The following is a 12,369-nucleotide window of genomic DNA, read 5'->3' as shown; positions in this document are numbered from 1 at the left end:
TACCTCCAATGCAGGGCGGCCAGGGTGGGATACACTGGCACAGGACAATAATTATTTTGGCATAGGACAAAATGAAAATCACCGGGCATAGCGCCGAGTCGATCTTCGACAGCATCCGCGATGGCATCGGCAAGGGCCGTCTGCCAGCCGGCAGCGTGCTGCCGCCGGTGCGCGATCTGGCCGATCAGCTGGGGGTCAATCGCAACACCGTGGCTGCCGCCTACAAGCGATTGGACGCGGCGGGCCTGGCCAGCACCGCGGGCCGGCGCGGCACGGTGGTGCGTGGCCTGCCGCCGATGCTGGCGCGCGAGGGCAGTACGCCGGGGTTGGCGTTGCAGGACCTGGCCGGTGGCAACCCGGATCCGCGCCTGCTGCCCAGCCTGCGCCTGGCCGCAGCGGCACCGCGGCTGTATGGCGTGGGTACAGTCGACCCGCGACTGCAGGCGTTGGCACGCGCTTCGCTGGATGTGGACTGCCCTGATGGGTACGCGCTGGAGCTGACCCATGGCGCGGTCGATGGCATCGAACGCCTGCTGGCGGCGTGGCTGCTGCCGGGCGATCGCATCGCGGTGGAAGATCCGTGCTTTCTTGGCAGCCTGAATGTGCTCAACGCCGTGGGCCACGCGCCGTTGCCGGTGGCGGTGGATGAACACGGTATGCAGGTCGAATCGCTGCGGCAGGCACTGGAGAGCGGCGCACGCGCGGTGCTGTTGACCCCACGGGCGCACAATCCGACCGGGGCCAGCCTGGATGCGAAGCGGGCACGCGCATTGCGCCAGCTGCTGGCCGCCTATCCGCAGGTGGCGGTGTTGATCGACGATCACTACGCACTGCTCTCGCAGCAGGCCTATCACTCGGTGCTGCCGCTGGATGGCCGGCGCTGGGCGCTGCTGCGCTCGCTGTCCAAGCCGCTGGGCCCGGACCTGCGGCTGGCCTGGCTGGCCTGCGATGAAGAGACTGCGATGCGGCTGCGGTTGCGGTTGGCGTCCGGTACTGGCTGGGTCAGTCACCTGCTGCAGGATGCGGCGACGTCGGTACTGGCGTCGGCGTCGCAACGGGCGAAGATCGCCTCGGCGGGGGAGTGTTACCAGCAGCGGCTGCAGTCATTGCAGACGCTGCTGCATGCGCGTGGCCTGCCGACGGCACAGCCGATGGAAGGATTGAACCTGTGGCTGCCGTTGCAGGCCGACAGCCATCCCCAGGTGCTGGCACTGGCTTCGCGCGGATGGCATGTGCGCGCGGGTGAGGTGTTCGCGGTGGCGGCGCCGGGGCATGGCCTGCGCATCACCTGCGCGGCACTGGGGGCGGCGCAGTTGCGGCACTTGGCCGATGACCTCGCGGCGGTGTGTGGGGTGTAGCGTCGAGCCATGCTCGACTGCCCGTCATGTAGAGTCGAGCCATGCTCGACTGCTTCTAGCAACAGCAGCCGAGCATGGCTCGGCTCTACAAAGATGAAGCAAAGCCGAGCATGGCTCGGCTCTACAGAAGAAGATCAGGGCGCGGCGTTGGCACCCGGGCGCACGTAGTAGGCCTGGCCGCTGTCATCGAGGAACATCAGTTCCGGCTTGCCCTGCCAGGAGGTGAGCATGGCGCCGGTGTTGTTCTGGTGCTTGACCATCAGGCTGGCGCCACGGTCCGGGTTGGCGACGACCTTGAAGACTTCGGTGGTGCCGGTGGCATCGTCGAGGGTGAGCAGGGCTTCGCCGCCGCGGTCGCTGGTGCCATAACCGCCGCGCTCGGAACCATCGGGGCCAAGCAGGATCAGGCCGGACAGCGCGGTGGCGCGCGGGCCTTGGGTGCGGCCCTGGCTGAGCGGATCGGGGACCGGTGCGCCGAGGATCACCCGCGGCTGGCCGCTTGCATCGTGGATGACCAGCCCGCGCGCTTCGATGATCCGCTCTGGCGATTGGCTGCGATGCAGGCTCCAGGCGGTCCAGCCGGAAACGAGCAGGGCAAGGGTCGAGACCATCAACGTGGTCAGCAGCAGTGCGCGGGGCATCGGATCGTCCTTCCTTGGATGTGCCGACGATAGCGGATGCAAAAGAGGATGGGTAGAGCCGACTGGGCAGAGTCGACTGTTAGTCGACTGCTGTTCGATCAGGCCGCGGAAATCCCCGCGCTGACGCGCTGGTCGACTGACAGTCGACTCTACCCAGTGGCCATCATTCAGTCGCCATCATCCAGGCGACATCACGCAGCAGCCATCGCTCACTAGCCCTTGCGCCGTCATTCCCGGTATCAGTGAAAATCGCGGCTGTGGCTGCGCAGGCCCTGCAGCAGCTCATCCAGGCAGTGCATGCGCTGCACGATGACATGCTGCACGCCATCAACGCGTTCCAGGCGGCCGTCGATCTGCATCAGCTGGGTGTCGACCAGCACCCGGTGCTGGCGGTCGGCCAGATGCCGCCAGACCACCGCATTGACCATGCCGGTCTCGTCTTCGAGGGTGAGGAAGGTCACGCCGCTGGCGGTCTGCGGGCGCTGGCGCATGCGTACCAGGCCGGCGATGCGCACGCGGCGGCCATGGCCGTGCCCCGCCAGTTGTGCGGCATCCAGGCAACCGCGACTGCGCAGTTGCACACGCAGGAACGAGATCGGATGGCGGCCGAGGGTGGTGCCGGTGCTGCGGTAATCGGCCTGCATGTCGTCCCATGCGCTGGGCAGTGGCAACGGCACGCGGGCTTCGGTGGTGGCGTGGGTCTGGTCGAACAGTGGCAGCCGGTGTTCTACACCGGAGATATCCCAGCGTGCGCGATGGCGATGGCCGCTGAGCCCGCGCAGCGCACCGGCATCGGCCAGCAGGCCCTGATGGCGGCGGTCCAGGGCGGTACGCTGGCACAGGTCACCGACATCGTCGAACGGGCGCCGCGCACGCTCGCGCGTGATGGCCTGCACGGCCGCTTCGTTGCAGCCGTCGATCAGGCGCAGGCCGAGCCGGATCGCCGCCGGTCCCTTGCTGAAATCCAGGGTGCAGTCCCAGTCGCTGTGGCGCACGTCCACCGGCAGCACGCGGATGCCATGGCGGCGTGCATCCTGCAGCAGCTGGTCGGGGCTGTAGAACCCCAGCGGTTGGCTGTTGATCAGGCTGGCGGTGAACGCGGCGGGGTGATGGCACTTCAGCCAGCAGCTGTTATAGGTCAGCAGGGCGAAGCTGGCAGCATGGCTTTCCGGGAAACCGTAATCACCGAAGCCCTTGATCTGCTCGAACAGGTGCTCGCCGTACTCGCGGCTGAAGCCGTTCTTGAGCATGCCGGCCAGCAGCTTCTCACGATGCGGCTCCAGGCCGCCACGGCGCTTCCACGCCGCCATCGAACGGCGCAGGGCATCGGCCTGGCCCGGCGTGTAGCCGGCCGCTTCCACCGCCAGCTGCATCACCTGTTCCTGGAACAGCGGAACGCCCAGCGTGCGTGCGAAAACGCGTTCCAGTTGCGGTGGATAGAGCGGGTTGTCCGGGTCGTTCAGTGCATCCGGGCCTCGCTCGCGTAGGATCCTCCGCCGCTCCAGATAGGGGTGCACCATGTCGCCCTGGATCGGGCCAGGGCGCACGATCGCCACCTCGATCACCAGGTCATAGAACGTGCGTGGCTGCATGCGCGGCAGCATCGCCATCTGTGCGCGCGATTCGATCTGGAACACGCCGATGGTGTCGGCGGCGCAGATCATGTCGAAGGTCTTTGCATCCTTGGGCGGGATCGCATCCATGCGTCCTTCATGCAGGCCGTGCTGCTTCAGCATCGCCAGGCATTTGCGGATGGCGGTGAGCATGCCCAGCGCCAGGCAGTCGACCTTCATCAGGCCAGTGGCATCCAGATCGTCCTTGTCCCACTGGATGACGGTGCGGTCGGCCATCGCCGCGTTTTCCACCGGCACCAGGGTCGACAGCGGATGCTCGGAGATGACGAAACCGCCCGGATGCTGAGACAGGTGGCGCGGAAAGTCGATCAGCTCATCGGTCAGTGACAGCAGCCGCCGCATCAGCGGCGTGCCGGGGTCGAAGCCGCGCTCGCGCAGGGTGTCCGGCAGCGGGATGCTGCCACCCCAGTGGTCCATCGCAGCGCCAAGTTCGTTGACCTGGTCCATCGGCAGGCCGAGCGCACGGGCCACGTCGCGGATCGCGCTGCGGCCACGGTAGCTGATTGCTACTGCGGTCAGTGCGGCGCGCTCACGGCCATAGCGCTTGAACACGTACTGCAGCACTTCCTCGCGGCGCTCGTGCTCGAAGTCGATGTCGATGTCCGGCGGCTCATTGCGCTCGGCGGAGATGAAGCGTTCAAACAACAGATTGCTGCGCGCAGGATCGATCTCGGTCACGCCCAGCACAAAGCACACCGTCGAATTGGCCGCCGAGCCACGCCCCTGGCAGAGGATGTCCTGGCTGCGGGCGAAGCGCACGATGTCATGCACAGTAAGGAAGTAGGAGGCGTAGTTTTTCTCGCGGATCAACGCCAGCTCATGTTCGATCTGCTTGCGCTGCGCGTCCTTGACGCCTTCTGGCCAACGCCATGGAATCTTTTCTTCGACCAGCTCGCGCAGCCAGCTGTCCGGGTCGTGGCCCTCCGGCACCAGTTCGCGCGGGTAGGTGTACTGCAGCTGCTCGAGGGTGAAGTGGCAGCGCTCGGCGATGCGCAGGGTCTCGGCCAGCAGTTCGGGCGGATACAGCTGGGCCAGCGCGGTACGCGGGCGCAGGTGGCGCTCGCCGTTGGGAAACAGGCGCCAACCGGCTTCGGCCACGCTGCAGCGGTGGCGGATCGCGGTCAGCGTGTCCTGCAGGGCGCGGCGGCGGCGTACATGCATGTGCACATCACCACTGGCCACCAGCGGCAGGCGATGGCGTTCGCCGAAGGACTGCAGCTGCTGCAGGCGGCGCGCATCGTCGTGTTCGTGATGCAGCTCCACTGCCAGCCACAGGCGATCATCGAAGCCGGCACGCAGCAGTTCCAGCTCGGTGGCCGCCGGTTGCCGGTCCAGCCACAGGCACAGCAGGCCGTCGGGCAGGCCGAGCAGATCGTCGCGCAGGCAGCGGTACTCGCCCTTGGCCGCCCGTCGCCGGCAGGTGGTGATCAACTGGCAGAGCCCGGCATAGGCGGTTTGGTCGGTGCACAGCAGGGCCAGTTTCGGCCCATCCTCGACCTGGAATTCGGCGCCGACGATCAGCGCCACGCCATGCGTCTTCGCGGCCTGCCAGGCGCGCACGATGCCCGCCAGCGAGCATTCGTCGGTGATCGCCAACGCGCGGTAGCCCTGGCCGGCGGCGCGCGCGAACAGTTCTTCGGCGATCGAGGCGCCACGCTGGAAGCTGAAGGCCGACAGGCAGTGCAGTTCGGCGTAGCCGGGCAGTTCACTGTGCATGGCGGCTCAGCCGAACCAGCCGTGCAGCATCCACGGCGCATGCGGATCGTTGCGCTCACGGAACGCCCAGCCGCGCTGGCCGTGCGCGGTTTCCACCACGTAGTAGTCGCGCCGTGCGTCGGCCTGGTCCCACCAGCCCGATTCGATCCGCTCCGGCCCGGCGATGATGCGCAGGCGCGGGTCACGCAGTGGTTGCGGGGTGTCCAGCAGCCAGCCTGGGCGCAGTGGCCAGTAAGCGGGCGGCTTGGTCGGGGGCTGGATACCACTGGCGCGCTCGGGGCGATGGTCGGCCTGTACCGCCAGCGGCTGTACGGCGTCATCGCCCAGCCGCGCGCGCAGGCGCTCGCGCAGCTGGTTCCAGGGCATCGCCTGTGCCGGCCGGGTGTCGAACAGGTCGCGCGCGGCCGGTACGAACGGCGGCAGCTGCTCGGCCTGCAGGCGCAGTGCACGGCTGCCGGCAGGCAGGGCGAAGGCCTCCATGCGGTTGCGTGCGATTTCGAACAGCAACGCAGCATCGCGTTCGGGGGCCAGCAGGCCGATGGTCAGCACGCTGGCCGGGAGCAGGTCATGCTCGAAATGCAGGTCGAAGCGCTGCACGCCGCCATCGCGCGAACACAGGAACGCTGCCAGGTCCAGTAGCAGTCGACGCAGCGGGAACAACAGGGCCTGACTGGATTCGATCTCGTACTCGAATTCGATGCGCGCATCGAACCGGTCCGGTGGCTGGTAGTAGCGCAGGGGCGCGGTGGGCAGGCCACGCAGTGCGTCCAGCTGCTGCAGCACGTCCGGTGCGAAGCGCCGGGCCAGGCTGTCGCGCGGCAGTTCGAGCACCGCACCCAGCGTGCGCAGGCCGGAGCGGCCGAGCACCGTCACCGCTTCGCTGGGCAGGCCGCAGCGCGGCAACGGCAGTTGTGCCAGCGCCGCCGGCAGCTGCTGCGCATCGATGCCGAGGCCATCGTGGACGTTGGCCAGCACGCGCGCGGCATGCGCGGTGGGTGCAGCCACCAGGCGATGGCGGAAACCGAGTTCATGCAGTTCGTTGCGCAGGCGCTTTTCGATTGTCAGCCAGTCGCCGAACAGGGCGCGGCTGGCGCCGATCTCCAGCACCAGTGCATGCGGGAAATCGAGGCTGACCTGCGAGCTGTAGGCGTAGGCCCAGCTGGCCAGCAGCTGCCGGGTGTGCTGTTCGGCGTTCGGGTCGTAGTCGTGCAGGTGTATGTCCTGCACCAGCACCTGCGCAGCCGACAGCAGCATGCCCGGGCGCAGCCCCGCTGCGCGTGCCGACGGGCTGACCGCACGCAGGACGCGACGCTGTGCCGGCCCCTGCAGCAGCACCAGTGGCCGCTGCGGGTCCGGCTGCAGGCGCAGCACGCTGTCCAGCGCCAGCTGCGGCAACAACAGGCAGGCCCAGTGCATGGCGCGACCTCAGTGGACGATGGCCAGCGGCAACGGCTGCGCCGGCGGCAGGCCGCCTCGGCACTTCAGCACCCGCACCTGGCCATGGTCGAGCTGCAGGCGCAGGCTGGCCGGAGAAGGGTTGCGCGCCGCCTGCGCCTCGCGGAACACGAAGCCCAGGCACTGGCCGCTTTCGGCGGCGACCTGCAGGCGGCGCAGGGCGCGGTCATCGGCCTGGTGTGGCCAGCACAGCACCGCCGCGCAGGCGGCAGAGCGCAGGCATTGTTCTGCGGCCCACAGCGCCTGCTTCGGCGCAGCATGGATGATCTGCAGCTGGGCCAGGTCCAGCCCGGCTGCGGCCCAGGCCGGGGCATGCGGGCGGTAGGGGGGGGCGACCAGCACGATCGGGCGGTCGCGCTGGCTCAGCTTCGCCAGTGCGGGCCAGACCAGCGCCAGCTCACCGCCGCCGGGCGCCACCTGCAGTACCTCGCACAGCCCGCTGGCCGGCCAGCCGCCGCCGGGCAAGCGCGCGTCCAGCGCCGGATGGCCGCTGGCCAGATGGTCGCTGGCGGGCCCTTGGCGGGCCGGGCCGCGCCACAGCTGGCGGCCGTCAAGCAGCCGGTCGAGGGCGACGACGGCGCCCATCAGCCGATCCTCCAAGGGAGGCGCCGGGCGGGCTGGAAGCGGCAGGGATGGGCGAAAACGGCGGGCATGGCGCGAGTATCGACGGGCCGGTATCAGGGGCTGAGACCGGACATGCTACTCGCGTTGTGAGTAGAATTACTAATGAAATCGGCGGACTGGGTTTCAGGTTGCTGAAGGGTAAAAAGGAGTGCCGACCAAGGTCGGCACCCACAGCTCCCGGTTACAGGCGCACTGGCAATGCCACCGGGCGCAGCGGTGCGGCATCGCCGCCACGGATCTTCAGCGGGCCGCCGATGAAGGCGAACTCGTAGACCTTGTCGCGAGCCAGTTCGTCCAGCGCCACCAGCTCGATGATCGGCGCACCCTGCTGGGCCAGCAGGTAGGTATGCAGCGGCACGTAGTCGTCGGACACCTCCGAGGGGAAGGTCTCGAAGCTGAGGTTGTCGGCACCGACGATCATCGCGCCGCTGTCCTCCACCAGGAAGCGTGCCGCGTCCAGGCCCATGCCCGGCGGGTTGGCCATGTACGCCCTGGGCTGCTCGAACAGGCGCATGCGGCCGGTGCGGATCAGCACCACGTCACCCTGCTGCAGTTTCACCTTCTGGCGTGCCAGCGCATCCTTCAGGTCCTGGCGGGTGACGCGGTAGCTGTCCGGCAGCATGTCCACGCCCTTGGCGCCGGCCACGTCGATCAGCACGCCACGCGCGATCAGCGGCGGGAATTTCTCGATGCCGGTGACATTCCAGCCGCGGTCGCCGAGGTGCTTGTCGGCCTCGAAGCCGTTCCAGATCTTTCCATGGATGCCGAAGTGGTTCAGGGCATCGATGTGGGTGCCGGTGTGGCTGTACATCGAGAACGCGGTGCCGGTGTAGCTGCGGGTGAGGTTCATGGTCTCGCCCACGCCCATCGGATCATCCATCACCGTGCCGCGCGGGGTGTGGGTCATCCAGAACTGGTAGTGCGGGTCGCCGGCGTCCTGCCAGCTGGGCATGCCGACGTAGTACTCGGTGGCCAGGTCATAGGCCTTGCCGCCGCTGACCCGCGACAGGATCGCCGCACGCGAGGCCTCGGTGATCAGGTTGAGGCGGCCGATCTCATCCTTCGGTCCCCAGGGGCTGGTGCCGACCTGCTGGCCGGAGGGAACGCGTTCGTGCGCGGACACCGTGGTGGAAGCGGCGGTGGTGGCCACCAGCAGGGCCAGCGCGGTGGCCAGGGTACGTGGGGTCATGGGAAATCTCCTTGCAGGGTGGGGGAGGGGGCGGCTCAGGCCGCGACCAGGGGCGCCAGGGCCTGGCGCAGGTGTGGCAGCGGCAGGGTCTGCAGGCGCAGGCCGTTGTCGCCGATCACGGTGGGTATGGAACGGATGCCGAGGGCAGCGGCTTCGGCGCGATCGGCCTGCACGCGCTGGCGCACTGCGTCGCTGTGCATGTGGTCAGCGAAGGCGCCACGTCGATGGCCCAGCGATTCGGCGATATCCAGCAGGACTTCGGCATCGCCGATGTTGCGGTGCTGGTGCAGGTGCGCCCACTGCACGGCATCGAACATCGCGCCATGGGCATCGTTGCCGCCCATCAGCCCGGCGGCCTGGCAGGCCAGTGCGCCAAGCCAGCCAGAGGGATATTCGAAGTCCTGTGCGCGCATGCCTTCGATATCGATGCGCGCGGTGTCTTCATGCGCGGCGCAGTCGGTCCAGTGGCGCAGGATGACTGCCTTGGCACGCGCCATCGAGCCGAACACCTCGACCATCTGCGCGCGCGAGTCCTGCAGCACGAAACTGCGGTGGCGCACCTGGATGCCGAGTTCGGCGGAGACCTGCTGCAGGCGTGGGGCCAGCACGAAGCACCAGCCGCAGACCACGTCGTGGAAGAAATCGACCACCGGCGCGGCGGTGGTGGGGGACGGAACGGAAGACATCTGCCTGCCATCGGTGAGAGGGGAGGCGGCAGAGTAGGCAGCGCGGCGGGGCCGAAACAGCACGCCGCGGGCAGCTCAGTTTTCGCTGGCGGTTACGAATCCAGGCCGGCGCAGCCGGGCAGCTCGGCGTGCAGGAAATCGATGAAGGCGCGTACCTTGGGCTGCAGGTGGCGCGAGGTGGGATAGACCGCATGCACGAAGCGCGGCGGATAGCGGTGGTCGGGCAGCACCTGCTGCAGTTCGCCCCGCACCATTGCCGGAGCGGCCAGGAACGAAGGCAGCGCGCCGATGCCCATGCCGGCCACCAGCAGGTCGCGCAGCAGCAGGCTGTTGTTGACGGTCACGCGCGCCGGCAGGGTGATGGTGACCTGTCCATCGGGGCCGAGCAGCGGCCAGCTGCCGGGCGAGTCGGACAGGCTGTAGGCCAGCACGCTGTGGACCTGCAGGTCGTCCACTGCCTGAGGTGCCGGGTGCTGCTGCAGGTAGGACGGGGCCGCGCACAGCACCTGCTGCAGCGACGCCAGCCGGCGCGCCACCAGGCGTGAATCATCCAGCTCGGCACGCAGCCGCAGCGACACATCGAAACCTTCGCCGACTGCATCGAGCAGGCGATCTTCCATCACCAGGTCCAACGACAGCTGCGGATGCTGCTGCAGGAAGCGTGGCAGCAACGGCGACAGCGTGCTCAGCGCGAACGACTGTGGCGCATTGACGCGCAGGCGCCCGGCCACCTCACCGCGCTGTTCGGCGATGCCGCGTTCCAGCGCGTCCAGTTCGTCGAGCAGGCGGCAGCATTCGCGGTAATAGGCATGGCCGGTCTCGGTCAGGCTCATGCGCCGCGTGGTCCGTTGCAGCAGGACCACGCCCAGGTGCGCTTCCAGTGTGCGCAGCTGCTTGCTCAGGCCGGCAGGCGACATGCCCAGGTCTTCGGCGGCGCGGGCCAGCCCGCCGCGTTCGACGATGCGGCGGAAGGCGCGCATCAGGTTGAAGGAATCCATGCCGTTCCCGGTGCGATGAAGGTGCCATTGTAGATCCATGCCATGCACCGGGTCGTAGAACCACGCCGTGCGTGGATGTGGCAACCGCGGTGTCGACCAAGGTCGGCGTTCACCAAGGGGGCGCCGGTTGCGCCGTTTGTTCAAGCCAGTAACCCGCATCCCACGCCAGCATGCAGGCCCCTCACTTACCGGGTTGCCCATGAAGCACTGGATGCTCCGCCTGTACGCCCCGTTGTTCCTGCTGGGTTTCGTTGCTGTTGCCGTCGTCTGGGTCGGCCGCTGCCACGGTGATCCGCTATGGTTGCTGGCCTTGCTGGCGGTCGCCAGCGCGGTCTCGTTCGCCGCCGAGCGTGCTTGGCCCTACGACCCTGTGTTCAACCATGATCAGGACGACAGCGTGCGCGACACCCTGCACGCACTGGTCAACGAAGGCCTGAACCTGCTGTCGATCGCCACCGTGCCGTTGCTGGCGGCGATCATTCCGTGGCAGGTCTGGCCCGTGCAGTGGCCGTTTGCGCTGCAGATACTGATGGCCATCATCGCTGCCGATCTCGGCATCACGCTGGTGCACTATGCAAGCCATCGCATCGGCTGGCTATGGCGCCTGCATGCCGTGCATCACAGCGTCACCCGCATGTATGGCTTCAACGGCCTGATGAAACACCCGCTGCACCAGGCGGCCGAAGCGGTGGGCGGCGTGTTGCCGCTGCTGCTGCTGGGCCTGCCGATGCCGGTGGCCGCGGTACTGGCCTTCGCCATCGCCATCCAGTTGTTGTTGCAGCACTCCAACGTGGACATGCGCCCGGGCATGCTGGGCCGGGTGATGGCGTGGGCGCCGCTGCACCGTTTCCATCACATGCGTTATGGCACCGCCGGCGACGTCAATTTCGGCCTGTTCCTGACCGTCTGGGATCACCTGCTGGGGACCGCCTTCGATGCGCCGGGCTATCGGCTGCAGCAGCACGACCTCGGCATCGGCAGCCAGCCGGACTATCCGCGTGATTACCCCGGGCAGCTGCTGGCGCCGTTCCGCGAGCTTCCGCATGGTGAAGTGCCGGAATTGCCGGAAGGCCTGCGCAGGCGCGGATGACCGAACATGTCAGGCCGCGTGGAGCTGCAGGCCCTGCAGCTGTGCGGCACCGATGCCGAACATGCGGCGCAGGCTGCGCGAGAGATGGGCCAGGTCGGCGAAGCCGGCGGCATGCGCGCTGGCGGTCAGGCTGTGCCCCTGCAGGTGGTGCGCGAGCGCGGCACGCAAGCGTTGCCACAGCACCCAGCCGCGCAGGGTCACCGCCAGGTCGGACTGGAAACGACGGTGCAGCTGGCTGGTCGACAGATGTGCCGCCTTGGCGATGTCGGCGGCCGGCACCGGGCCGGGCAGGTGCTGGGTGATGCGTTCCAGCGCCATCTGCACGCGGCGGTCCAGCGCCTGCGCACGGCTCAGCTGCGGCAGCCGTTCCCGCAGGGCGGTGATGGCGGTGGGCAGCGTGGGCAGCTGCTGCTGGATCTGCTCGAGATCAGCGTGGGTCGGTTCCAGGAACAGCGTGCAGCCGTCCTGTGGCGCCGAAACGATGGCGTGCGGTACGAAGGAGGGCAGCCAAAGGCGCTGTCCGTGCCGTGCCACGCCGTCGATTTCCACCTGCCAGGGTGCGCCATCGCTGATCAGCAGCTGGTGGGCATAGTGCGCGTGCGTGCCGCTGTCACCGGCGTGGCCCTGCAGCAGGGCCGTGTGTGCATCCAGCAGCAGGGTGCCGGTCCAGGGCAGGGCGGGGTGGGGCATGGCGCAATTGTAGATCCATGCCATGCGTGGATGGATCTCCACCGGAATCGAATATCGCGTGTTGATTTGAAAAGCATCCACGCATGGCGTGGATCTACTGGCCACCAGCGAGCTGTCGAAGGCGGGGCACTGTGGGTGTGCGGGGTGTGAGCCGCATGGATGCGGCGACCAAGGCTACATGGACGTACTTGCGCCGTCCCCGCAGACCCACAGTGCCCCGGCATCCCACGGAATGCAGGCTTTTGACGTTGACGTTGACGTCAGCGGGTGCCGGGCGGCAGCCCGGCC

General features: G+C 68.0%; 10 protein-coding genes. 2 read left to right on the top strand and 8 right to left on the bottom strand.

Annotated elements, in window-relative coordinates:
- The first annotated feature begins 71 nt into the window (after positions 1–71).
- Positions 72–1,358 (top strand): transcriptional regulator PtsJ, encoded by a 1,287-nt coding sequence (ptsJ, locus tag QP512_RS11850; protein WP_286068756.1) that lies wholly within the window; start codon positions 72–74, stop codon positions 1,356–1,358.
- Between the two features lie 134 nt (positions 1,359–1,492).
- Here the strand turns inward: ptsJ and QP512_RS11845 are convergent, their stop codons facing one another.
- From QP512_RS11845 to QP512_RS11815, 7 genes are all read right to left on the bottom strand, one after another.
- A complete protein-coding gene (locus tag QP512_RS11845) occupies positions 1,493–1,999 on the bottom strand; it encodes a hypothetical protein (protein ID WP_286068755.1) in 507 nt (168 codons plus the stop codon).
- Between the two features lie 239 nt (positions 2,000–2,238).
- Positions 2,239–5,349, bottom strand: a complete 3,111-nt coding sequence (locus QP512_RS11840) for an error-prone DNA polymerase (protein ID WP_286068754.1) — start codon at positions 5,347–5,349, stop codon at positions 2,239–2,241.
- Positions 5,350–5,355: 6 nt separating this feature from the next.
- Positions 5,356–6,765, bottom strand: coding sequence for a DNA polymerase Y family protein (locus QP512_RS11835; RefSeq protein WP_286068753.1), 1,410 nt, complete (start codon positions 6,763–6,765; stop codon positions 5,356–5,358).
- 9 nt (positions 6,766–6,774) lie between these two features.
- The gene (gene imuA, locus QP512_RS11830) at positions 6,775–7,389 is read right to left on the bottom strand and encodes a translesion DNA synthesis-associated protein ImuA (RefSeq protein ID WP_286068752.1); all 615 of its coding nucleotides are present in this window, start codon (positions 7,387–7,389) and stop codon (positions 6,775–6,777) included.
- Positions 7,390–7,609: 220 nt separating this feature from the next.
- The gene (locus tag QP512_RS11825; protein WP_286068751.1) at positions 7,610–8,617 is read right to left on the bottom strand and encodes a cyclase family protein; all 1,008 of its coding nucleotides are present in this window, start codon (positions 8,615–8,617) and stop codon (positions 7,610–7,612) included.
- 35 nt (positions 8,618–8,652) lie between these two features.
- Complete coding sequence (locus tag QP512_RS11820; RefSeq protein WP_286068749.1) at positions 8,653–9,303, bottom strand: DsbA family protein; 651 nt, start codon at positions 9,301–9,303, stop codon at positions 8,653–8,655.
- A 92-nt stretch (positions 9,304–9,395) separates the two neighbouring features.
- Positions 9,396–10,301, bottom strand: coding sequence for a LysR family transcriptional regulator (locus tag QP512_RS11815; RefSeq protein ID WP_286068747.1), 906 nt, complete (start codon positions 10,299–10,301; stop codon positions 9,396–9,398).
- Between the two features lie 211 nt (positions 10,302–10,512).
- Between QP512_RS11815 and QP512_RS11810 the strand changes: the two genes are divergently transcribed.
- Positions 10,513–11,391: a sterol desaturase family protein gene (locus QP512_RS11810; protein WP_286068746.1), complete on the top strand. Its 879-nt coding sequence runs from the start codon at positions 10,513–10,515 to the stop codon at positions 11,389–11,391.
- Between the two features lie 9 nt (positions 11,392–11,400).
- Here QP512_RS11810 and QP512_RS11805 read toward each other — a convergent pair whose 3' ends face one another.
- Positions 11,401–12,105, bottom strand: coding sequence for an AraC family transcriptional regulator (locus QP512_RS11805; RefSeq protein ID WP_345783086.1), 705 nt, complete (start codon positions 12,103–12,105; stop codon positions 11,401–11,403).
- Positions 12,106–12,369: the final 264 nt, after the last annotated feature.

Source organism: Stenotrophomonas sp. 57 (genome assembly GCF_030291075.1).
In the GTDB taxonomy this organism is placed as follows: domain Bacteria; phylum Pseudomonadota; class Gammaproteobacteria; order Xanthomonadales; family Xanthomonadaceae; genus Stenotrophomonas.
This window is presented reverse-complemented; position numbering and strand designations above follow the sequence as displayed.